This window comes from Bradyrhizobium sp. Ken51 (assembly GCF_055807435.1).
Map to the genome: position 1 here is coordinate 1 of NZ_JBVVPB010000043.1, position 24098 is coordinate 24098.

Sequence of the window (24098 nt, forward strand, 5' to 3'; positions counted from 1 at the left end):
TCGCTCCCACCGCCCAAGAGGGCAAATCCAACCGCCGGGGCGAACTCAGAACTGGATAAAACTTGGGGGCAAGGTCAGCGATGATGAACTCGCGGCGATGTGGATGTCTTGCCCGGACCGAGGCGATCGATAGGGGCATCAAGGCCTTCTTGGCGATAGCGGCGAGCACTTCCATTGGAAGTTGGATTGTTTTCAAAGACTAGCGGCGGACATATTTGGCCGGCATCAACCTGGCATCGTGACCAAGCGACGCGAGTTTGCGGCTCAGGTGATGTGCGCCGACGCAGGCCTCCATGCCGATCCGACACGGCGGCAGATTGGCGAGCCGCGCTTCCACTTGGCCACGCGACCACTTTTGCCGCAGCACGAATGGCGCCGCGCGCATCGTGGCCCACGACGTGGAACGAGTTCTTGCCGATATCGATGCCGATCACGGCGATCGCGGTATTGGATGTCTGAGACATGGCGTGCTCCTTGTCTTTGGCGCCCCTTGCCAGGTTCGCTTGCTGGCGGGGCAGGAGCACGGCCGGACCATCCCATTAGCGGAAGTGGCGCGTCGTTGGTTTGCTGAGCAAACTTCTTCCTAGGCTGGTCTAAATGACCGGTTTGCCGACGTCTCCCCCAAATCAATCTTTTGTCGGACGCGTTTATCGCCGCCGACTTTTCCGCCAGCGTAATAGCGCCGGCAGCCACCAGGACAATGACGATGACAGTGGCAAGCGCCTCCACCGAGGCCAGGGTGTCGTACCAGTTGTTCCAAAGCTCAAGCATGCAGTGGCCTCTATCGAGCGCGCGCCCACCAGCGATAAATACACTCTGTCGAAAGGACGTGCCTTCGCGCACAAGAACACAATGCTACGTTTCGTCGCGTGCGTTTTGATCGCGCGGCAACATGACCTGTGCCGGACGCCCGCATATCGAGCGAACGTAGATTACGGTCGCCGCGCAGTGAGATCGCCCGCGGCTATGTCGAAGATGTTGGCTAACTGTGAAGTAGTTTACATCCCTGTGTTCTAGGCCCGGGCTAATGTGGCGAAGGCTTCTTACTTTGAAGGAGGCATCCAATGCTCGCGGCAATCAAATGGAACTCCCGATATAACGCTCGCAAATGGGTGGTGATGGCTGGGCGCTAATTAAGCGCTCCGCGTGGCTCGCGCTGCTCAGTTTCCACCACTCCAAGGGACACAAGCCATCACTCACACACCCCACTTGCTCCCACTTGCGGCGCGCTGGCGGTTCGCATACTCTATCTTCGGATGTACTGGCTGATCTCGACCAGGGGTAACCGCGTCACATAGACCTTCTCGCGCCGAGCGCGTCGCGATTCTGGCTTGAGCCCCCGAGCCTTTCGGATGGGAGCCATGAACGTCATTCTGTCGACGCCGATCCGGATATTGGGCGAGGGGCTAGAGGCTTGCTTGAGTCGGCACCCGGAAATCTGCTTGCTTGCGACTGTACCTAATCTGCTCGCGCTGCGCGAAGTGATCGATGGTACTTGTACTGATCTGGTTTTGATAGATGTCACGCAAGGTGTCGACCTGGAAGAGGTTCGGTCGATTGCCGAAACGTGGCCCGATCTCGCTCTGATGGCGCTCGGCCTTCGCGAGCAGCGCCAGGAGGTCATTCGCTGTGGTCGCGCCGGCTTTGTCGGCTATGTCGCGCGCGAGGCAACCATCGATGCGCTCTGCCAGGCAATGCTGGATGTTGTCACCGGGCGCTTGCAATGCAGTGCCGAGATCTCAGGAGGGTTGCTGCGCGCGCTGTTTCGCATGGAGCAGCGTTCTCAGGCGACGCCCCACGACACGGTGCTGACCAGGCGAGAAGGCGAGGTGCTGAGGCTCATTGGGAGAGGCCTCTCCAACAAAGAGATTGCTCGGGAGCTCAACCTGAGCACGGCGACAGTCAAGCATCACGTCCACGGCGTGCTAGGTAAGCTGAAAGTGACACGACGAACTCAGGCAATGCGACAAATGCGCGAAGCCCCGGCGCCCTTCTTGTCTGCTGCCGACGAAGTCGGCGGCCATTGACAGCGATCATTGGATCCAGGTCGCGGTCCATCTTTAGGATCACTAGACCTGGACCATCAGAAGGATCGGGTCGCTCCGATGATCTGAGTCCTCATTGATCCGCTGAGGAGAATTTCCAGCGCATCCGACACCTGCGATAACCCCGCTGTCGCAAGAAGTAGGGGGGCCCGTCGGTGTCGCCAGTGAAGGTCGTGGTTGCAGCCACTGCGCCGGATATCCAGGCCGAGGGGATCGCACGCGCAGTAGCGGAACGCGAGGACATGACGCTCGTCGCGGGACGTGCTTTGGCGGTGTCAGACACCGATGCGCTGCTTGAATCGCGGTCATTGACGGGCCAATGCGGCATCATTCTCGTTGGCCCCGACGCAGACACTCACGAGCCGGCGGAGCGCTACCTTGCGCGGTTCCCCGACTGCGTCGTGATGCGCGTCACCGCACCCCTCGGGGATGTCGTTCGAGTTGCGACCCATCAGCTCGGCCTTCAGGAGTTGCTCCGCGAGTTGCGGGCACTCGTCGACCAGACCGGCATCGGCCTGCGCGGACGGATCGCGCATCACCGCTCCGACTCGGTTGAAACTAGGCGGGCGGACACCACGGTGCGCCACGGCGCACTGCTGAATGCAGCCATCCAGTGGATTCACGAGACCCTACGCAATGCCGTACTAGGTCTTGCCGGGGGAAACGGTGACCTGCCAGGCCTGACTGTCACCGCTTCGACACTCGTCGAGCTGCTCGACGCAACGCGTGAGCAAGCCACCGCGAATGCACCGAATTCTCTGCAGGCTGCAGACCAAGCGCTGATCCGTGCGATCGCTGGGGTCGAACGCAGCGGCGAGCCGCTCGCATCGATGGTCCGAGACCTCAGACAGAGTGACTACGAGTTCCGGCTGCTGTTGCTAGCCCTAGCCCCCGAACTCGACCCGAGATATCAGCGTTGCATGGGGGTGCTGTTGGATGACCTCGGGCGTCGAGTGGGCACGCTTGGACTCTACGCTGCCCTACTAGGCGAACCAGTGGATGTGCGAGTTGCCCTGAGTTCAACTGGCAACCTCGTACGCTGGCGTGTCTTCGACACGCAAACCGGAGTCTTGCCTCCGGCGGACGAACCGCTGCGTCTCGATCCCGTTCTAGTGGCATGGATCCTCGGGGAGCGTGATGCGCCTGCGCGCGATGTCCGTGCGCGTCGAGTGACAAGGCAAACCGCATGGCCCGGAGCGATGCTTATCGATGTTGAGACAGAACGCGTTCGCGCCGGTAGTTTCATCGAGATGCTGCGAGCAGAGCACGACGGCCAACTGGTGCTGTTCGCGGGCAATGATGCTTCGAGTTGGCGGTCACTGCTCGAGCTCGGCGCAGCGGTTCGTAGAGCGTCGCCCATCCGAATCGAAGACGCGCGCATCGTGAACTTGGATGCTACGGAAATCGAGGAGTGCGGCATACGCCTGGGGCGGACGGCACGCCTCACCGGGGCTCCGTTGATCATCGACGCGACAAGCTCGGCAGCAACGGTCGAAGGCGACCACGCATTGCGATCGCTGTTCGCTGCTATAGCAGGCACAGGGTGTCGGGCGGCCGTGATCTGCATCGACCCGGCGCGAATTGTTCGGGTGGCGGGATCGATGCCGTTCTTGCTGATGGAAGGGCCACCGCTTTCACACGCGGCGTGGACCGACGCCTTTGTCGTAGCTGCCGAGCTCTCTGGCGCGAGACTCGGCGCCGATCAAGCTCGAGGACTCCTATCTCTGCACCCTTTGCAAATCGACGGCATCCAACAAGCCGTGATGCTGGCGCGCAGCGTGCAATCACCGGACCCAAATGCGGAGCGACGCTTCGAGACCTTCATGTCGGCGTGCAAGCAAGTTGGCGCGGAGGGCCTGTCGCACCTGGCCGAACGTCTGGAGCCGATGTTCTCACTTGACGACGTCGTGCTGCCAGCTGATCGCAAGCAGCAGCTTGGCGAGATCGTTGACAACGTCCGTCTCGCAGATCGGGTTCTGCACGAGTGGAAGTTTGGCGAGCAACTTCCCTACGGACGCGGCGTGACGGTGCTGCTGCATGGGCCGAGCGGTACCGGAAAGACCATGTCCGCACTCGCCGTGGCGAAGCAGCTGGGAGTGCAGATTCTCCGGATCGACCTCTCTCGCGTTGTCAGCAAGTACATCGGCGATACAGAGAAAAACATAGATCGTGTGTTCAACGACGCCAGCGCCTCTGGGGCAGCGCTCTTAATCGACGAAGCCGACGCATTGTTCGGCAAGAGAAGTGAAGTGAAGGACGCGCACGATCGGTACGCGAACATTGAAGTGGCGTACCTGCTTCAGCGCATGGAAAGTTACGAGGGCCTCGCGATCCTCACAACCAATCTGCGCCAGAACCTTGATGCCGCATTCCTTCGCCGTTTGCGGTTCATCATCGACTTCCCGCGTCCGGATGTCGAGGCCCGAGAAGAGATCTGGCGGCGTTGCCTACCGGAGAAATCGCACACGCTCGATTCGACGGCGTTTCGGCAGCTCGGCCGGAAGGTTGAACTAACCGGAGGCCACATTCGACAGATCGCGCTGCGGGCGGCTTTCGTGGCGGCGGCCGCCAACGAGTTAATCGGGCTTCCGCACATCACCTACGCGACGAACGCGGAGCTCGCGAAACTAGGCAGGCCGGCGGTAATGCTTGAGCTAGCGGAGGTTCGGAAGGCGGCATGAACGCTGACGCTCTCCTCAGGGTCACCAAGGCACTGCGCGAACGCCTGGAGCAGGCGGCAGGCGCGGGAAAGGTATTCGTCGGACCCCTCGACGACACGGATGCGGCGGGCGCTTCGCTCATTCTCTTTCTCTATCGAATCATGCCGAACGCGAGCCTGCGCAATCGAGAGCACCTTGTGCCATCCGACGTTCCGCCTCCGCCGGTCATCGTCTTCGGCAATTCGCTGCCTCTCGATCTGTACTACCTCGTCACTGTCGGGACTACTCCCGACGACAACGAAGAGGCGCTGCTTGAAATCCTCGGAACTGCAATGCAAGCGCTGCAACTCGATCCCGAGCTCACCGGCCCGGCCGTGGGATACGAAACCGTGCATGTGTCGCTCGACCCACTGTCGACGGAAGAGACGAGCCGGATCTGGACACTGTTCCCGACCGCGAACTATCGCACGTCGATTGCCTACGTCGCGAGCCCGGTGTGGATCGACCCTCGGTTGCCTGCGGCCGTCGGCCCACCCGTCGTGATCGACACGTTGAAGGTTGGCGTCCGCATCGACCATCCTGCGGAGACGCCATGACACGCCGATTTCTCGTTAGCGAGCCGCCCGAGATCGCGTACACGCGCGAGGGAATGCTGGCCGTCGAAGTGCTCGATGCCGTGACGCTCAAGCGTATCACGCAAGGCCTCGACGTCGTAGCGAAGGGAATTGCCGAGAAGCCCGTCGTGAATCACGGTGGGCTCTTCGTCTGGGTCAAGCAGGATGCGACGAAGTTCGCCGGGCTCACCATCGATCCGTTCTCGGCTCCGTTCGAACGGGTCGAGCTGACGGCCGCGCAGGTCAATCGGCCGATCCACAGCGTGCAGCTCAATCCGCTGCCGAGCTACCCCTTCGCGCCGGGCATCACCGCGGTTCGCGGCAGGCTGGTAGAAAGCGACAGCATGCCGCCTCAAATGCCGCGGGTTGCGATTCCGGGCGCGACGATGCGGTTGGAGTGGCTCGACGACGACGGCACGACGTGGCACCCGTGGCAGGCGCCGCGAGTCACGTCGCGGACCGGAGATTTCACGGCGATGGTGCGATTCGCGCGCGGGAGAGTCCACGAGGGCTCGCCACCTCCACCGCCCAAACCCGACGAGCCCCGCATCGACGCCGCGGGAAACCTCAGCGTCCGCGTCACTGCCCGGCGCGCCAACGGCACGCAGAAACAAAAGATCCATCCCCTCCCGCAGGGTCGCGTCACGGACAAGACCTTTGCCTGGGACGCCCTGTAACGAATCGGCCATCAGGAGAACGACGCCATGACCGACTACACGCAACCCCAGCCGGAAACTCCCACGCAAGACAATCCGTGCCGGGACCTGCCGAAGCCTCCCGAGAAGCCGCCGTGTATTCCCACCCGCGACCCGTGCACGCCGCATTGCAAGTGTCCGCCCGACCCGAGCGGCCCGCCCGCGAGCTGTTTCGACGATGTCATCCGCGATCAGAACAGCATCGTCAAGAAAGCCGAGCGGGCGAAGGTGCTGGTGGAAGAGCTCACTGCGATCCAGGCGAAGGTGACGAGCGCGCAGGCTGACTACACGCAGGACCGCTACGACGATCTGAAGGATCTCTGGGAGAAGCAGGACGAATCCCTCGCGGAGCTGATCCGGAAAGTCGTCTGCGCCGTGTGCTGCTGGGAGTGCCTGCTCGAGTGCCGTCTGTGCAATCAGCTCACGAAGATCCGCACGCTCGAGGAGCGCCTCAAGGGGCCGGGCGATCTCGTCGAGGGACTGGGGCTGCCGGAGAACGTCAGCTCGCTGTACGACCTGAAGTTCTGGCACGAGCGCAGTGTGGCCGCTCTGCAGGCCCGCGTCGATCGCATCAAGGGCGTCCTCGCGGCATGGGAGAAGCCGTCGGACACGCTTGGCGACGTGCTCGAGAAGAACGGCAAGCTGATCGACGACACGCAGAAGATCATCGCGACCGATCCGCTGAAGGCGGTGTTCGATCTCTTCATGGCGCTCCTGCCGCGGCACTGGGCCATCCGGCCGCGCGATGTGGATTCGAAGATCGACCCGAAATACATAAAGATCTGCGAATGCCGCGAGGAGCGTCCGCCGGAGAAGCCGCAGGAGGAGAAGCCCACGACCCAGGCGTACGGGAAGGACGACCGCACGCCGCGGAAGGGCGACGAGAAAGCCTACGGCAAGGACGAAGGGTCGAACTCCGACTCCAATTCCGACTCGACCGATGACTCGAAGACGAAGCCGGAAGAGAAAAAATGCAAGTGCGATGAGGGCACGCCCGATGACTGCTGCGGCCCCGACGCCGGCATCCTCAACATGCGCCAGCGCCTCATCGGCCCGCTACCGTATCTCGTCGACCCGAAGAAGTTTCCCGAGATCGTCTGCTGCCTGACGAAATACCGCCTGACGCCGGCCAGCGACCTGCTTGCGGGTGCTGAGGCGGAGCTCGCCGCGGTAACTACCGAGATCGATCAAGCGAAGAAGACCCTTGACGAGAGCACGACGGGCGCCATCGAAGCCGCGTTCCGCGCGGGGCTGCCCACTCCCTTCGACTGCAAGCCGTACAAGGAGAAGTGCGAGGAGAAGCCGACTGAGGCGACGCCTCCTCCGGAGGGCGAGGTCTATTTGCCTGGCACGAGGCAGCCCGACCCGAAACAGCCCGACCCCAAGCAGTACGACGCGAAGGCACAGGCCTGCTGATCCGAATCTGGAGATATCGCCATGCCCGAATATCTGCACCCCGGCGTCTACATCGAAGAGATCGAGCGGGGACCCAAGCCCATCGAAGGCGTGCCGACCAGCACGGCGGCGTTCATCGGCGAGCCCGAACGCGGACCGACGAAGCCGCGCCTCGTCACGAGCTACAAGGATTATCAGCGCTGGTTCGGCGGCGTGTTCGGCGACACCAAGTTCATGCCTTACGCCGTGACGGGATTCTTCGAGAACGGCGGCAAGCGCCTGTACGTGTGCCGCGTCACGGACGATGCGGCGACGCCTGCCGAAGCGGTGATCGGCAACTTTACCGTCCGCGCCGTGGGTCCCGGTTCGTGGGGCAAGCGGGTGTTCTTCCGGATTATGGATGGCTCCACGAAGAAAGCGGGTGCCAATGGCCAGCCGGTCGCCGTGGGGTTTCGCCTGCTGCTCGCCTACTTCTCCGCGCAACCCACGCCGAAAGACCTCGAGTGGTTCAACACACCGAACAGCTCGCCGCCGCCGCCGTACTTCGAGATCTTCGACGACCTGGAAACGGACGCGACCTCGCCGAACTATTGGGACAAGCGGCTGCGTGACAACTCGGCACTGGCCGAATTGATACTCAAGGACACCGCCCCGGCGACCGACCGCCCGGCGAACGGAGCCGCGACCCAGCTTGCCGCCAACGGCATCGATGGTGCGGCCAATCTGGATGTGGCCGACTTCGAAGGCAAGGACATTCCGCCGCGCGCCAAGCCGCAGGGTCTCGCCGCACTCGAGCTCGATCCTTACCGCGACGTGGCGCTGGTCTACGCGCCCGGTGCTTCCGTCGAGGTGAACAAGAAAGTCATCGAGCACTGCGAGCGGCTGCGGTTTCGCTTCGCGGTCGTGGACCCGGACAGGAACGTGAATATCACGGACTTCTTGCCGCGCGGGTCGATCACCGACACGAAGTACGCCGCGCTCTACTACCCGTGGATCCACATTTCAGATCCGAAGACGGGCGCGCGCAAGATCGTGCCGCCCGGCGGGCACGTGCTCGGCGTGTACGCACGCTCCGACTCGGAGCGCGGCGTGTTCAAGGCCCCCGCTAACGAAATTCTGCGTGGCGTCCTGGAGCTCACCGCGGACATCGACGACAACAAGCAAGACACGCTGAATCCCCGCGGGGTGAACGCCATCCGCCAGTTCCCCGAGCGCGGCATCCGCGTCTGGGGTGCGCGCACGCTGACGTCGGACGCGCTGTGGAAGTACGTGAGCGTGCGGCGCCTCTTCATCTTCCTCGAGCGCTCGATCTACGAGGGCACGCAGTGGGTGGTGTTCGAGCCGAACGACGATCGACTGTGGGCGCGCGTCATCGACACGATCCGACTGTTCCTGCGCACGCAGTGGCGTCTCGGCGCTCTGTTCGGACGCACTGAGGAAGAGGCGTTCTTCATCACCTGCGACCGCACGACGATGACCCAGGACGATATCCTGAACGGCCGCCTCATCTGCGAGATCGGCATCGCGCCGGTGCGCCCCGCGGAGTTCGTCATCTTCCGCATCTTCCAGCACACGGCTGAAGCTCAGAACTAGGAGAGAGGGCCATGGCACGCATCGATCCCCTACGCAATTTCCGCTATCGGCTCGAGATCGACTCCATTACGCAAGCCGCCTTCAGCGAAGTGATGATTGGCGAGACGACCATCGATGCCGTCGACTACCGCGACGGCAACGATCCGCCGCATGTGAGGAAACTCTCAGGCCTTACCAAGTACGGCAACATCACGTTGAAGTGGGGCCTCTACGTCGGCGCGAACGCGCTCGACCTCTACAAGTGGCACAAGGATGTGTCCACGGGCCAGGTGAAGTCGAAGCGCAAGAAGGTCGTCATCGTCGTGCAGGAGGAGGCCGGCGTCGATGCCGCGCGCTTCGTCGTGAGCGAGGCGTGGCCCATCAAGTACGACCCCAGCGATCTTAATGCCAAGGGCAACGAAGTGTTCATCGAGCTGCTCGAGCTCGTGAACGAAGGCATTGAGCGAGTGAGCTAGGCGACTAACGACGCAGGCGGGCGCATTCATGAACAGCAAGTCACCACTGGGATTTCGCACCGAAGTCGAGTTCGAGCTGCCAAAAGGCTATGTCGATGACTCGGGCGCATTGCATCGGCGCGGCGTCATGCGCCTCGCCACGGCGGCCGATGAAATTCTGCCGCTGCGTGATCCGCGCGTTCAGCAGAACGAGGCGTATCTCGCGGTCATCGTTCTGGCACGCGTCATCGTGCGGCTCGGGCAGCTGCCCGAAGTTCACACCGGCGTCATCGAAGGGCTGTTTGCATCCGACCTCGCGTATCTGCAGCGGCTTTATGAAGAGCTGAATTCGGCCGAGGAGGTCGACACGCTTCCGGCGGCGGCCGGCAAGAGCGCCGCCGGCAACTCGCTGCGCAGGGCGGCCGCGCTGGGGGAATCATGAGGGCCTATCCCGTGAAGTCGCTGTACGAGGAGATGGCCTTCATCGCATACCATTTTCACTGGTCACACGGCGACCTCATGCAGCTCGAGCACCGCGGGCGGCGGCGCTGGTGCCGGGAGATCTCGGCGATCAATCGCGCGCTCGATGGCGCTCCGCCCAATCCGTTCGAGCTCTGAGGAGGAGCGACGATGGCACGCCAAGACCCGCTGCGCGGCTTCCGGTATCTGGTCGAGATCGACGGGATCGTGAGCGGCGCGTTCCTGCGCGTGAAGGGGTTGTCTCGCGAAGTGCGGCACGAATCGTATCGCGAGGGCGGGGTGAACGAGTACGAGCACAAGCTGCTCACGCAGGTGACGTATCCCGTCGTGATCTTCGAGCGCGGCCTTGTGCTCGAAGATTTGTGGAAGTGGGCGCTGGCGGCTGCGGACGGTGATGTGACGCGACGGACGATTCGAGTGCGCCTGCAGGACGAAGGCGACAACCGGGCATGGGGGTGGCAGATCGAGCACGCGTTGCCGGTGAAGTGGTCGTCGTCGGACCTCGACGCGAACTCGTCGCAGGTCGTGATGGAGACCCTGGAAGTCGCGCATCACGGATTGAGGAAGGCGTCGTGAGGCTCGCAACACACAAGGTTCGCTCGCGCTGCAGCGTCATCCTGGCCGCTCGTGCGGCGGCGGGTGAGATGTGTCGTCGTTGTCTGAAGCCAATCCTAATCCGCACGGCGTCGGGCTCTTGCCGCTCGCGACTCGGTGCTCGGGCGTTGGCGTGGGCGCCGGCGTTGTTGCGCTGGGCGCGTGTGACTCGTGGGGCCGGCCCTATGGTTGTGTCGCGCGCGCCTGCGCCTGCCGGGTCATGGACTTCCTACTTTCACCTGCATCTCAATTTCAGCGCGGCGCTTCGCGAAACGGCTTCCGGACACGGGCGTGAGTCTGCGAGCGGAACGCACATGCCTCACCCGTGGCCATTACTTTCCGACCGAAGCGGGTTCCCGGCGATGCGCCACGCACGCGCTGATGGAGCGCGCGCTGGTCGAGCTCAGGTCTCGACCACGGCGATCCGCGCGCTGCTCAGCAAGTGGGATGGCGCGCTCCCCAATTCTTCTCGCGTGCCCTACGGCGGCCGAAACCGGAGCGAGTCAGTGCAGCCACGCGATCTGGCGCGCTGGCTGTCTTCCCGGGCCCGAGGTGCTCTAGCGCTCGGCGAATTGCCGCGAGAGACGCGCGGGCGAGAAACCTTCAGGCTCGCTTCGCAAGTCGGTCGCTTCTCGCACGCATTGCCCATCTCGCAGCCGATCGTTGAGGATCGTATTCGGCGCGAGGTCCGCGTCGCGCTATCGAGTCGCCGGAGCGTTCGCACACGGACTGATCTTTCTTCGCGCTCGGCGGTCTCGACCACGCACTCGTTGCTGCGGGTAGGTCTCGCCGTCCCGCGAACGCGCATGCACGAAGCGCTACGCGAGATATCGCGCATACCCAGCCCCGTCCAGCGCATCTGGCGTGCGCGGGACGCAGAGATTGCACCCTCGCACGCTTCGATGCGCCTGCAGGCTCTGGCGATGAAGCGACCCGTTGATCTCGTGTGGCGCACCAACACGAATACCACGATGACGGCGGATGCCTCTCCGCGAAGTGCGACGACGTCTGCATCCTCAGTGCGATCTGCAGGTGCCGCCGTGCCCTCGTCCCCGGCCAGCAGACCCGATACGAAAGTCGTGTGTGCAACGGCACTCGACCCCGCACTGGCGGACCGCTTTGCCGACGACGTGATCCGCCGCATCGATCGCCGCGCACGCATCGAGCGCGAACGCCGAGGGCTGTAGAGGAAACCCAATGACTCAGCCACCGCTCAAGAAGGCAAACATCACCGTTCTGGCCGGCGAGAACCAGAACAAGGTGATCACCGTGCTGTTCAACCCCACGGAATACAGCTTCGACCGCTCAAACTCGTACAAGGCGATCCCCGTGCCCGGCCTGGGTTCGCCGCTGCTCCAGTTCGTGAATGGCGAATCCGACCAGCTGAGCATGGATCTCTTCCTCGACGACTACACCGACCCGCGCGGCCCGACGTCGTTGCAGCAGAAGGAGACCGACCCGCTTGGCAAGCGCCTGAGCGACCTCACCGACCTGCTCGAGATCGACAGCAAGCTGCACGCGCCGCCGCCGGTGCGCTTCAACTGGGGCCCGATGGAGTTCACTGCGGTCATCGAGAAGATCGGCCGCAAGGTCACGATGTTTCACCCCGACGGCTCGCCGGCGCGCGTGACGCTATCGGTGTCGTTCAAGGAGTACCGCACGCTGCGGCAGCTGATCGAAGACCCGCGCCGCCAATCCGCCGACAAGACCAAGCGTCGCGTCGTCGTCGGCCGCGAGAGTCTCTGGCTGATCGCCTCGCGCGAGTACAACGACGCGAACGAATGGGTGCGTGTCGCCGAGAAGAACGATCTCGACGACCCGCGCGAGATCTCCGCCGGCGACTGGCTCGAGCTGCCACCGATCGAGGACCCGAATGGAACTGGTCGACCTTTCTAGGGACTACGGCAACTTCTATGCGCCGGCGTTCAGAGTGCGCCTCTCCGGCGCTGACGTGGTGCGCGACAAGCTGGTGGCCGTGAGCCAGGTCGAAGCCGACCTCGCGCTGAATGCTCCCTCGCGTTTCTCGTTCACGCTCGCCAGCTGCTACGACCTCGGATCAGGCCGCTTCAAGACCGGCCATGGAGAGGACCTGCTTGAGCTCCTCGCCTTCGGCGCCGAAGTCGAGGTGTACATGGGCTATGGGGATGCCTCCACGACGCCCCTCGCGATTCTCGGACTCGTCACCGAGATCTCGACGAGCTTTCCGGAAACCGGCTCGCCCGAGCTCATCGTCTCCGGTTACGACCACGGCTTTCCGCTACGGCAGGGCCAGAACTCGGACAGCTGGAAAGACCGCTCCGCGAGCGAAGTCGTGCAGCTCATCGCGAGCTTCCACAACCTGAACGCCGTCATCGACGATTCGGAGAAGCAGCCGCAGATCGAGCAGAACCAGCAGTCCGACTGGGATTTCATGGTCAAGCTCGCCGGGCGCAACAGCGATGACGCCAAGAGCCTGCGCTTCGAGGTTTACGTCGAGCCCGACGGCGCCGTGAGACGGCCCGTGCTGCATTTCGGCAAGCCGCGCGTGCGCTCGGCACCCGTCACGCGCCTCAAGTGGGGCGCGGGGCTCCTGAGCTTTCGCCCCGAGGCCAACCTCGCCGGCCAGGTCGCGAAGGTCGAAGTCTACGGATGGGACGTGAAGCGCAAGGAGCCGATCGTCGGTCGCGCGACTGCGGACGAAGTGGTGAGCCCGCAGGCGAAGAGCATTGCGCAGAACGTCACCTCGCTGGTGCGTGCGCCCGGAAAGGAGCCGACGCTGCGCCTGCGACAGCCGGTGTTCACGCAGTCCGAAGCCGACAAGCGTGCGAAGGCCGCGCTCAGCGACATGACGAAGAAATTCTTGACCGGCGACGGCGAATGCATCGGCCTGCCGGAGCTGCGGCCCGATCGAACGGTGTTTCTCGACAATCTCGGCAAGGCCTTCTCGAGGCCCTACTACATCGAGCAGGCGACACACCGCATCGACAGCGGCGGCTATCGCACGAAGTTCAAAGTGAGGGACGCAAACTCATGAATACCGCGCTCGACCATGGCAGCGAAGCGACGCATGAAACCGGCGGGCACGCGAAGGGTGTGGCCGTGGCGCTCGTGACTCAGAACCACGATGAGGACGGGCTCGCCCGCGTCAAGGTGAGTTACCCGTGGCATCACAACCCGCGCGAGAGTTATTGGGCGCGCCTCGCCGTGCCGATGGCGGGCAACGATCGCGGCACGACCTTCATCCCGGAAGTGGGCGATGAAGTGCTGGTCGGGTTCGAGCGCGAAGACCTGCGCTTCCCGTACGTGCTCGGCGCCCTATGGAACGGGAAGGACAAGCCGCCGTTCGCCAACGACGACGGTAACAACGACCAACGTGTCGTGCGCTCGCGCAAGCATCACTATCTGCTGTTCGATGACGGCGCGCAGGGCGTGGTCGAGCTCGCGCACGAGAACGGAGCTATCGTCCGATTCACCGACAACGAGATCGAGCTCAAGGACAGCCAGGGGAACCAGCTCAAGATCGAGAAGAGCGGCGTCATCACGCTACAGGCGAATACGCAGCTCAACATCAAGGCCGCCACCATTTCGATCGAAGCAACCGGCACTCTCGAGCTCAAAGCCAACGCGACGCTGACCGTGCGCGGCGCGCTCGTGAACATCAACTAGAGGCAACGCATGGGTCAACCTGCCGCACGACTCGGAGATCTGACCAGTCACGGTACGCCGCTCGGGCCGGGACCGGGCTGCCCGACGGTGCTGATCGCAGGACAGCCGGCGTGGCGTGCGGGCTCGGACACACACGCGTGTCCGCTCGTCGACGGGGTGAAGCCCCATGTCGGCGGTGTTGTCGCCGTGGGCAGCGTCACCGTCATGATCGGTGGGCTGCCGGCCGTCCGGCGGGGTGACATGGTCGTCGAAGCCGGCGCGCCGAATTCGATCGCGCTCGGCGCCTTCACGGTGATGATCGGATGAGCATCGACCTCCCAGCGGACGATCGCAAGGCTATCCTCGGCCGCGGCTGGGCGATGCCGGTGATGCTCGACCCACGCACGGGCCTCGTTGCGAGCGCCGCGTACGAGCAGGACATCCGGCAGTCCATCCTGATCATTCTCGAGACGGCGCCGGGTGAGCGTGTGATGCGGCCGAACTTCGGCTGCGGAATTCATGAGCTCGTCTTCGCCGCGGTGGACAGCACCACGCTGCAGCGGGTGCGTTCGACGGTGGAGGAGGCCTTGCGCCGCTGCGAAGCGCGCATCGACGTGCTAGCGGTGAACGTCCGCGAAGCAGCGACGACGCAGGGCGAGCTGCTTGTCGAGATCGAGTACCGAGTGAGGAAGACGAATCAGCTCGGCAATCTCGTCTTTCCATTCTATTTCCGCGAGGGGGGGCGCCCATGAAGCCCTCGCGTCCTCCGACCTTCGAGACACGTCGGGCAAGCGAGCTCGAAGCCGAGCTGTTCGCACGCGCGCGAGCGTGGATTCCCTCCTGGAGCATCGACAACGACGAGCGGGATTTCGGGCGCGCGCTGCTCAAGATCGCAGCACGCTTCGGCTCCGAAGTCACCGAACGACTCGATCGCGCGGGCGAGAAATTGCGGCTCGGTTTTCTGGACTGGCTCGCGGTCCCCAGCGAGGCGGCGCGACCCGCACGGCTGCCGGTGGTGTTCAAACTCACGGACAAGGCGCGCGAACCGAAGCCCGCCACGGCGCTGACCCGCCTGCAAGCGCCGGCCTCCGGTGCATCGGTTGTGCTCGAAACCGAGACGGATGTGCTGGTGCTTCCCCGGCAGCTGCAGGTGCTCGTCGGCGTCGATACCGCAGCTGACGCGTTCTTTCTGCCGCCTCCGGGGCTCACGAGTCTTGCGCCGCTCGAACCGCTGCCGACGCAATGGCTGCTCAAGGGTTTCGCATCCGCCGGCGCAACGAAGCTGCAGCTCGATCCGGAACAGGGGCTCGTCGACGACGTGCTCATCGAGGTCGGTGGCCTGCAATACCGGATCACGCAAGTGAAGGGGAACATCGTCACCGTTGATCCGCCGCTGACCGACGACCAGATCGAGCAGTCGGTCGTGAAGAAGGTGGCGGCGTTCATGCCGTTCGATGGCGCCGCTCGCAATCGCCAGATGCATGCGCTCTACATCGGGCACCAGGATCTGTTCAACATCGAGGCGGCAGTCACCATCGAAATCGTCGGAGCCAAACCGCTGGCCGACCGCAAGTGGGACTATTGGAGCAAGGGCGATCCGCTGTACGAGGACGGTTGGCAGCCTCTGCAGCTCGCGAGCCCTGAGGAACAGGCGAAAGCCGACGGACTCGTCCTCGCCAAGCGGAAGGGCCCCATGGAGATGCGCCCGCTGGTAAAGGGCGATAGCGAGAGTCGGTGGATTCGCGCCTCCGCTGCGACCATCAAGCCCGGCGATCCGCCGCAGCTCGTCGACGCGTTCGAGATTCGCATCAATTGTCGACACGGCGCGGCAGCTCCGCCGAGTGCCGATCCTTCGTCCGCCCCATTGGCGGAGGCCATGGCGAACACGACGCCGCTCGTGCTCGACAGCGTGTTCTTCCCGTTCGGGAAGGAGCCGCGTCAGTTCGATACCTTCTATCTCGGCAGCAAGGAAGCGTTCTCGAAGAAAGGCGCCGAGGTCGTGCTGGACTTCGAGCTGGCGGATACCACATTCACGGCGCTCTCGCTGGTGCGGGGCGGCTCCGTGGATCCAGTGCTCGCAGGTGTCGCGCAGGACGGCGCGCTGCATCTCCTGCAAGTGGACGCGAGCACGGGGATCATCAGCAAGTTTCGCGAACGCGAGCCGTTGCGCCCGCCTCCTGGCGACGGCGACACCGCAGCCACGCTCGGCGTTCAGCTCGATCGCCGCCCGCGCGGACGCGCACCCGTTTGGCAGGACGCACAGGGCTTCCTGGTTGCAGCGGCGGCAGCGGATGCCGTCTGGGTCTGGCGAGAGAATTCGACCAAGCAAAACGACAGCCGATGGTTGCCGTTCGGCTCCGTGCCATCTTCAGCCGCCGACCCGACGGCAACGATCGACGATCTCGTCTATCTCACCGATACGTCGATGCTGTTCGCCCTGCGCGGAGGTCAATTATCCGTGCGAAAATGGCCCGATGGGCCGCAATGGACTTCGCTCGAGACGAAGGATGGCGCTCAAGCGGTCGTGCTGAAGGCCATCGTGCCGGTGCTCGCCGTATCCGGAGACTCGCTTTCGACCTCCGCTGCCGCCGGCATGGTCGGTGTTGCCGATGACAAGAGTCTCTACGAGGTCAAACCGACTGGAATCTGCTCGAAGCTTTCGCCGGCCGACGTGAGCGCCGAAGTGCGGCCGCTTGCGGTCCAGAGGGCAGCAGATCTCATCGTCGTGCTTGCTCATTCCGCGTCGACCGACCTCAGCGTATTCCATTCAGTCCATGGCGAGAAGGCGATACCACTGCCGGAACCGCAAGCCGCGACCAAGGGGTTCGACGCGGTGGTGAAGAACGGCGTGTTGAACTACCTCGCATCGGTGCAGGTGCCTTCCGGAAGTTACCTCGCTTCATGGACGCCGCACGGTGCGCCGGGGGATCACATCAATCTGCTGCGTGCGCCGATACCTGCAGACTTGGGGCAGCCCGACGGCGCGCCCACCGCGATCGGCGGCCACGTAGTGGTCCCGGGCCGCGGCGGTGATTTGCTCGTTGCGGATCTGGATCTGACACAGAGACTGGAGCTCCAGGCAGACGTGGGCGAGGGCGTTTTTACGGCGGATCCGGCTCCACAGTTTGCGCCGAACGATCTCGTGGCGCGCGAGATCGGGGCGTCCGCGTTCGATGCGCAGCTCATCACCCGGACAGGCGTGACTCCGGAGAAACAGGCCTTCTACCTTCTCTCCGCGCCTTTTGCCACGGCGGCGAGCGGGCCACTCCACGGCTTTCATTTGATCGACGCGCCCCGGTGCGGCGATCTCAAGAAGGTCGGGACGCTGCAACTCGAAACGGACGACCGGACGACTCTCGTAAACGGACTGGTCAGGGTTGGCACAGCCCTTTACCGCGTGACGGGTATCAGCGCCAGCAACCTCGCGACACTGACTCCAAATCCTCCAGCGAACGCGTCATCGCAGCCGTACTGGAGCTCTGCGCCGATCACGGGTCGGGTTGCACCGTTCATTCGCCCGACGAACAACAACTGGGACGCGGCGTTGCTCGATCGCGCCGTGCTGCTGTTCAAGAATTCTTCGCCGACGCAGCGAGGGAAGGCTTTCAGTATCGGTGCGGGCAATAGCCCGTTACTCATCGAGCTGAGCACACCCTGGACCACGGCGCCCGCGGTCGTCATTGCTGCTCCTTTCGTATTGGACGCTGCCGTAGGCGCCTGGAGTCGCTCGCTCGGCGACACCTCCACGAATCCGGAACTGTCGTGGGAGTATTGGAATGGCGCCGGTTGGTGGAAACTCGTCGTAACGCGCGACGACACGCTGCGCCTCAAGAAGAGCGGGCAGCTGCACTTCACGGTGCCGCCAGACCTGTCACCGACGGATTGGTCGGGACGAACGAACTACTGGATTCGTGCACGCCTCATCGGCGGCGACTATGGTCGCGAGCGCGTTTCGGTCGCGAACTCGCCGCGGGACGCCAAAGGCTTCACGCACCAGACGGTCGAGCGCTCGACGGAGAATATCCATCCGCCGTCGGTGGTGAGGCTCAGCATCTCGTATGAGATCTGCGAGAGCGTGCTGCCCGACTTCGTGATGACACGCGACAGCGGCTCGTTGCGCGATCAGAGCGATGCGAATCGCACGAGCGGCGCGACGGTGGAGACTTTCGTGCCGCTCGCCATGCAGCTCGCGCGGCTCTCCGGGCCGTCAGCTGCTGACGCAGCGGCGGCTGACAGTTGCAAGCCCGACTGCCACTGCCCGCCAACAACCACGGCGGGCGCAATTTCGGCAGCGCCGGTCTCCAGCGCCCTCGCGCCCGCAACGCGGTCAGCTTCGACGACAGCGACGGCGGGAGGTCGTGCTCTGTATCTCGGGTTCGATGCTCCGCTGCTTGGCGAGCCGGTCAACGTGCTGCTGCTGGTCGAAGAACGTCTGCGCGATGACTTCGCGCCGATGACTGTCGAGGTGCTGATCGCCAACCGGTTTGTGCCGGTCACCGTCGACGACGCGACTCGGGCGCTCGGCGAGAGCGGCGTGCTGTCGATGACCTTCGCTATCCAGGCGACACCGCGCGACCTGCTCGGACAAACGCTCGCTTGGCTGCGTCTGACACCGAAGGCCACGGTGTCTTCCACCAACTGGAAGCCGAAAGTTTTCGGGGCCTATCTCAACGGCGTGTGGGCGAGCGCTGCCGAGACGCTCACACGCGAGCTCATCGGCTCATCGCAAGGTGAGCCAAACCTCACCCTCTTTCTCGCGCGTCCTCCCGTTCTTCGGAACACACTGGAGCTCCGTGTTCGGGAGCTGCTCGGCGAGGAAGAGCGCAACGCACTGAACGATGAGCGCGCAGGTCAGGTGCTGAGTGCGGTCGAGAATCTGCCCGGCGACTGGGTGCTATGGAAGCGCGTCATTGACCCAGCCGATGAAGACCCGACAGCGCGCGTATACGCGCTTGATGAAGCCACTGGAGAGATCCGTTTCGGCGATGGTCGGCACGGCCGCATTCCGCCCGTGGGTCGTGAAGCGATCGTCGCCTTCATGTATCGCCGCACCAATCCGGGCGTTCCGGACACCGCCGCATCGGAGAACGCCGCCTCACCGCGTGTCATCGCCGTACCGGGTAATACCATCGGGGCGCGCTCTCCGCTCAATCTCGTTTCCCCCATCGAGGGCGTCGAGGCAGTGTTCGCCGCCGACCAGGGCGCGGGCGGCGCGCCTCCGGAAGAGGTCGACCGCGTACTGCGCTATGGCGTTGCCGGCCTGCGCCACCGTGAGCGGGCCCTCACCGCCCGCGACATCGAAGATCTCGTGCTAGAGAGCTCTCCCGACATCGCGCAGGCACGCTGTTTCGTTCGCAATGGCTTCGTACAGCTCATCGTGGTGATGCGCGGCGTGAATCCCCTAGCCAGCGCGGCCCAGATGCGCGAGCTGCACCGGATGCTGGTGGCCGAAGCACCGCCCGCACTCAGTGCGCGGCACGCTCTTCGCATCGGTGGACCTGCGCTCCGGCGCCTGCGCGTCGACCTCAAGCTTCGCGTCGCGGGTCTGGAAGTCGCTGGTGCCGTCGCGCGCGAGGCTCGCAAGCAGATCAGCGCGCTTTTCGACACCGCGACCGGTGCCGCCGACAAAGAGGGTTGGGCGCTCGGCGAGAACCCAAGCGGGGCGGATGTCGCCGCCGCGCTTGCAAACGTGGCGCATCTGGAAAGCATCGCCACCGTCGACCTGCGCGAGATCGTGCCAGACGGCAGCGATCGGCCCTGGCCGCAGACGCTGAAGCGCAACGAGCTCGCGAGGCTCGAGAAGGACGGCGTGCGCACCGAGTTCGAGACGATCGAGGTGCTGTCATGAAGCGCCTCGCTCCCGATCTCTTCGATCGACGCTTTGCCGGCCTGGTCGAGATGGGCCGCGCGCGGCTGCCCGGCCTCGCGCCGGACTGGACCGACTACAACGCGCACGACCCCGGCATCACGCTCATGGAGCTGCTGGCGTGGGTCACCGAGGCACAGCTCTACTCACTCGGGCGCATGCGTCGCGACGAGCGCGCCGCCTATGCCGCGCTGTTCGGCCTTGCGCCAGGCGGAACACGGCCCGCTAGCGGCCTGATCTGGCCTGATCGGCTCGATTCCCGATCGCCGGCAGCGATGTACACGCAGAGCAGAGTGATTGCCGCCGACGCCGTGGTGGACCGCGTCGACGCCGACGAACCCACCTTCCGGCCCGACGGCAAGCTGTTGTGGGTGGCTGCGCGCATACGCCGGCTCGAGGCGCGGCTCGCCGATGGCCGGAAGATCGACTACACCGTCATCAACGAGCGCGGTGGGCCGGCATTCCAGCCGTTTGGTGCGGTCGCCGGCAAGAACGACGTGCTCCTGATGGACCTCGAATGCCGCGGCGATGACGGACTCTTCCCGCCGAAGCGCGCGGACGCAGAGGGCGCCCTCTGGCCCATTGGCGTGCGCGCCGACAAGCCACTCACCCGCGCGCTCGCGGAGCCGACCTCGCGATTCGAGCGGCTCAGCGCCACACGGCGCGTGGCATCGCTCAGGGCCACACTAGTCATTGGTACAGAGCGCGTGCCAGTGCCCATCGCCTCCGATTCGAGCGACGGACTGCTGCGAACCGGGACGCTGCTGCTCGACCTCTCCGCGGTGAAGGATTCACCGAAGCAGTTTGCGCTCGAACTGCGCGCGGCACGGGGCTTCGAGCGACCACCGCGACTCTTGCGCATCGAGCCGAATGTGGTGCCGATCGTGCAGGGGTACTCGGTGGCCAATGAGTCGCACACGTCCACCGGAGTTCCGAACTGGAGTTTTCAACTCGACATTCCGGGCCTACGGTTCGCTCCGTTCGAATCACCGGTGAAGATCGAGCTGCGTGACGCTGGCACCGGTCGGCGCACCGAGTGGCAGAGCGCGCGCCTTTCGGAGAGCGGGCCGGACGATGCGGTCTTCGAGTTTGACGTGGTTACCGAGCGTGTCACCTTCGGCAACCGCGTGAACGGGCGCATTCCGCCGCAGGGCGTGGAGGTGCTCGCGACCTACGCGGTGTCGGCCGGCGAAGAGGGCAGCGTCGCAGCCAATCGCAGGTGGGGAGTGCTCGGCTTCGCCGAGGCGTTTGGGGTGAACGTCGACGCTGTGACCGGTGGAGCGGCTGCTACCGACGGTATGGATGAGCGCCGCGAGGCCCGCCGACGCTCGCGGGAGGATCACGCGCTCGTGAGTGGCTCGGACATCGAGCAAGCTGCACTCGCACTGCCGTTGCTCGAGGTCGCGCGTGCCTGGGTGTTGCCGCCTGACGAGCAAGCGCCGCGAACGGGCGCCGTCACGCTGGTGGCCATGCGCGCTCGCCTTTCAGAGGAGGAAGCGGGCAGCACACCCGAGACGCCGCGTTGGCTCGAAGCGATTCGGCGCAGGCTGGTAGCGAAGATGCCGCTGGCAACGCGGCTCGGGGTGGTTGGACCTCGATATGTCGAGTTCTCGATCCGCGCGAAGATCGAAGTGGCGCCCGGACGCAATCCGGCAGACATCAAGGCCGTGATCGAACGCGGGCTCAGATCGTTACTCGCACTCGTTGGAACGTCCGCCCGTCGTCCCGGGGTGCCGGTCACGCCGCGCGATCTCATCGCGTCGATTCGGGCGGTGGAGGGAGTGCGCCGCGTGGCTGCACTGCGCCTCGTGCTCGAATCTGGCAAGGAGTCCGACGAGATCAAGGTGCCGCGAAATGGATTGCCGAGAGTCGATCTCGTGGGCAGCCAGTTCGAGATGACGCGCGCCGGAGCCGGAGGTATGCCATGAGCGGACCGGTGCGACGGGGCTATCGCTTCAGCACGCCCGCGCAATGGGGCACGTGTCTGTTCGACCGGGTCGATCGCGAGTTCTTTGCCGCCGATGGCGGCGTGCAGCCAATCGCCCCTTACGAGCCGAGCGGACACCTCTATGAAAGCCAGGGCGCGCATGCACCGGCAGTCACGCGCGCTGGCGAGATTCTCTGGCACGACGATGCGGGCTGCCTACATCGGCTCACGGATTGCAGCGATGTTCCTGAGGTTCACGCGGCTCCGTACGCGCTCGCCCGAGCCTCCCGAATCGTGCCGACATCGAACGGGTTGTGGGTCGTCGGGGAGGTGGGAACCACGCTGGAGCGATACGAGGAAGAGACGCTCTCACGCTTGGCCGTCGTGAGCATTGCCCAGGCTCGCGTGATCGATCTCGCGAGCGATAGATACGACCAGTTGTTCGCACTCGTGGAGCGTGACGGCGCAGTGCAGGCACTGTGTATCGACTGCGTCGGCCGCGTCGTCGGAATGGTGACCTTCGAAGGCCTCTCCGAGGCGAAGGCCTTCGTCTACTTACGGCGCTCAGAGCGCTTCGCCGTGCTAACCGACGCATGTCCGCGGCTCGATTGGTTCCCTGCTGAAGGGGGGAAGGCGCTGACGAATCTCGTCGTCGGGGCGCTGCATCCGTGCTTTGGCGCCTCAGCGCTCGGCTGCGATGCGCGCGGCCGCGTGTTCCTGGCCGGCGCTGACGACGCCACGCTGGGCGGCAAGCCGTTCGTGCTCATCTTCGATGCCGATGGGGCGGCGCTCGGCGAGATTCCCCTCGACGAGCGTGATGCGCCTGCGACTGGTGTGGCGGGAGTGCGCAACAGCCTGCTCGTAACCGGGCCGCGCGGTCTGCTCCGGCACTCGATTGCGACGCTCGTTCCGGATGGCACCGCCGAGGTCCGGTGCTCCCTGATCACGCCGCTGCTGCACTCGCCCGATCACGAAGACGCGCGCCGATGGCTGCGCATCGAAGCCACGGCGAAGCTCCCCGACGGTGCGTCGCTGGAGATCTCTTACGCTGTGACGGCCGATGCGGCGGTTCGCGATCGCCTCATCGCGATGGCCGAAGACCAAACGACAATGGCCGGCTACCGTGTGACGAAGCTGCTGCGCGAGCCTGGTATCTGGCACGCCCCGATCGTATTTCACGGTAGCAAGGCCTCGGGGGACGCTCGACCCGCAACATCGGCTGCACTGTTCTCCGCACCGCTGTTCGACGTGCACGAGCCGTACGTTTGGGTCTGCGTCACGCTCATCGCGACTGCCGGCGGATCGCTGCCGTCACTCAGCGAGCTCGCTGTGCTCTATCCGGGGAACAGCCTCATGGAGAGTCTGCCGGCGATCTATCGCCGTGCGGAGGCACAGCCGGGCAGTTTCCTGCGCTCGCTCGTCGGCGTGCTCGAGTCCACCACGCAAGGGCTCGATGCGCGGATCGCCTCGCTCGCGAGTCACGTGCATCCCGCCAGCGCGAAGGGGCCGTGGCTCGATTTCATCGGGCGCTGGCTCGGATTGCCGTGGGACGATGCCCTCACAGAAGAACAGAAGCGGCGCATCGTCACCCGTGCATCGGACATCGCACGAGATCGTGGTACGCGAGCAGGGCTCGAAACGCTACTTGCGTGCCTGCTGCCTGATAAGCCGCCGGGATTCAGGATCATCGACTCGACCGCGGACGTCGGGTTTGCGACCGTGGGCGGAGGGGCGTGCCTCGGCAGCGCGCTGCCCGCAATACTCGGCGGGAGCACGCAATGGAGCCCTGAGTTGGACGCTACCGCAGTGCTGGGCCACATTCGGCTGCCGTGCCCCGGACAAGCCGACGACGGTGTGCGGCAGATCGCCGGCTTCGTACGCGTCGACATCGCTGCGGCGGGCGAAGAGCGGCGCGCATGGCAGCCCTGGCTGCCGGCGCTGCTCAACGACATGGTTCCGCTCACCGCGCGCCTGCAGGTGCGCTGGGTGAGCCCACAGGCGCTGCGCGGAACGCCAGTGCTTGGCTCGCTCGTACTAACGGCCGCGCCGACAACTCATTTGGGTAGCGACGCCGTCACGGGCGTTGCGCGATTGCCGGAGCGTGGCAGCCGCATCACCGCTACGGGAGCGGATATCGGTACGCGTTTGCAATGACGACAGGAGATTCATCC

General features: G+C 64.5%; 18 protein-coding genes and 1 pseudogene. 18 read left to right on the forward strand and 1 reads right to left on the reverse strand.

What is annotated here, in order from left to right:
• Nucleotides 1–205 precede the first annotated feature (205 nt).
• Nucleotides 206–464, reverse strand: a pseudogene (locus AC0L27_RS36905) (IS110 family transposase); the annotation flags it as partial.
• Nucleotides 465–1361: 897 nt separating this feature from the next.
• Between AC0L27_RS36905 and AC0L27_RS36910 the strand changes: the two are divergent.
• The 18 genes from AC0L27_RS36910 (at nucleotide 1362) to AC0L27_RS36995 (ending at nucleotide 24081) form a co-directional block, all read left to right on the forward strand.
• Complete coding sequence (locus AC0L27_RS36910) at nucleotides 1362–2027, forward strand: response regulator transcription factor (protein WP_473322642.1); 666 nt, start codon at nucleotides 1362–1364, stop codon at nucleotides 2025–2027.
• A gap of 182 nt (nucleotides 2028–2209) precedes the next feature.
• Entirely contained in the window at nucleotides 2210–4726 is a 2517-nt protein-coding gene (locus AC0L27_RS36915) for an ATP-binding protein (protein WP_473322644.1), read from the forward strand.
• Nucleotides 4723–5301, forward strand: coding sequence for a Pvc16 family protein (locus tag AC0L27_RS36920; protein ID WP_473322646.1), 579 nt, complete (start codon nucleotides 4723–4725; stop codon nucleotides 5299–5301). Before AC0L27_RS36915 ends, AC0L27_RS36920 begins: the two co-directional genes overlap by 4 nt.
• Entirely contained in the window at nucleotides 5298–5996 is a 699-nt protein-coding gene (locus AC0L27_RS36925) for a hypothetical protein (protein ID WP_473322648.1), read from the forward strand. The genes AC0L27_RS36920 and AC0L27_RS36925 overlap by 4 nt, the downstream gene beginning before the upstream one ends.
• A 27-nt stretch (nucleotides 5997–6023) precedes the next feature.
• Entirely contained in the window at nucleotides 6024–7430 is a 1407-nt protein-coding gene (locus AC0L27_RS36930) for a hypothetical protein (RefSeq protein WP_473322649.1), read from the forward strand.
• Nucleotides 7431–7451: 21 nt separating this feature from the next.
• Nucleotides 7452–9002 (forward strand): phage tail sheath family protein, encoded by a 1551-nt coding sequence (locus AC0L27_RS36935; RefSeq protein WP_473322650.1) that lies wholly within the window; start codon nucleotides 7452–7454, stop codon nucleotides 9000–9002.
• An 11-nt stretch (nucleotides 9003–9013) separates the two neighbouring features.
• Nucleotides 9014–9457 (forward strand): phage tail protein, encoded by a 444-nt coding sequence (locus AC0L27_RS36940; protein WP_473322654.1) that lies wholly within the window; start codon nucleotides 9014–9016, stop codon nucleotides 9455–9457.
• Between the two features lie 28 nt (nucleotides 9458–9485).
• Nucleotides 9486–9878, forward strand: coding sequence for a hypothetical protein (locus AC0L27_RS36945; RefSeq protein WP_473322658.1), 393 nt, complete (start codon nucleotides 9486–9488; stop codon nucleotides 9876–9878).
• Complete coding sequence (locus AC0L27_RS36950) at nucleotides 9875–10054, forward strand: DUF6760 family protein (protein ID WP_473322660.1); 180 nt, start codon at nucleotides 9875–9877, stop codon at nucleotides 10052–10054. The genes AC0L27_RS36945 and AC0L27_RS36950 overlap by 4 nt, the downstream gene beginning before the upstream one ends.
• A 12-nt stretch (nucleotides 10055–10066) precedes the next feature.
• Nucleotides 10067–10492 (forward strand): phage tail protein, encoded by a 426-nt coding sequence (locus AC0L27_RS36955; protein ID WP_473322662.1) that lies wholly within the window; start codon nucleotides 10067–10069, stop codon nucleotides 10490–10492.
• A gap of 1215 nt (nucleotides 10493–11707) precedes the next feature.
• Nucleotides 11708–12406 (forward strand): CIS tube protein, encoded by a 699-nt coding sequence (locus AC0L27_RS36960; RefSeq protein WP_473322664.1) that lies wholly within the window; start codon nucleotides 11708–11710, stop codon nucleotides 12404–12406.
• On the forward strand, nucleotides 12384–13523 hold the full coding sequence (locus tag AC0L27_RS36965) for a phage late control D family protein (protein WP_473322668.1): 1140 nt from the start codon (nucleotides 12384–12386) through the stop codon (nucleotides 13521–13523). Before AC0L27_RS36960 ends, AC0L27_RS36965 begins: the two co-directional genes overlap by 23 nt.
• On the forward strand, nucleotides 13520–14155 hold the full coding sequence (locus tag AC0L27_RS36970; RefSeq protein ID WP_473322669.1) for a phage baseplate assembly protein V: 636 nt from the start codon (nucleotides 13520–13522) through the stop codon (nucleotides 14153–14155). Before AC0L27_RS36965 ends, AC0L27_RS36970 begins: the two co-directional genes overlap by 4 nt.
• A gap of 9 nt (nucleotides 14156–14164) precedes the next feature.
• Nucleotides 14165–14461 (forward strand): PAAR domain-containing protein, encoded by a 297-nt coding sequence (locus AC0L27_RS36975; RefSeq protein ID WP_473322671.1) that lies wholly within the window; start codon nucleotides 14165–14167, stop codon nucleotides 14459–14461.
• On the forward strand, nucleotides 14458–14886 hold the full coding sequence (locus AC0L27_RS36980; RefSeq protein WP_473322672.1) for a GPW/gp25 family protein: 429 nt from the start codon (nucleotides 14458–14460) through the stop codon (nucleotides 14884–14886). The genes AC0L27_RS36975 and AC0L27_RS36980 overlap by 4 nt, the downstream gene beginning before the upstream one ends.
• Entirely contained in the window at nucleotides 14883–19982 is a 5100-nt protein-coding gene (locus tag AC0L27_RS36985; RefSeq protein WP_473322674.1) for a baseplate J/gp47 family protein, read from the forward strand. The genes AC0L27_RS36980 and AC0L27_RS36985 overlap by 4 nt, the downstream gene beginning before the upstream one ends.
• Complete coding sequence (locus AC0L27_RS36990) at nucleotides 19979–21928, forward strand: putative baseplate assembly protein (protein ID WP_473322677.1); 1950 nt, start codon at nucleotides 19979–19981, stop codon at nucleotides 21926–21928. Before AC0L27_RS36985 ends, AC0L27_RS36990 begins: the two co-directional genes overlap by 4 nt.
• A complete protein-coding gene (locus AC0L27_RS36995) occupies nucleotides 21925–24081 on the forward strand; it encodes a phage tail protein (RefSeq protein WP_473322680.1) in 2157 nt (718 codons plus the stop codon). The genes AC0L27_RS36990 and AC0L27_RS36995 overlap by 4 nt, the downstream gene beginning before the upstream one ends.
• Nucleotides 24082–24098 lie beyond the last annotated feature (17 nt).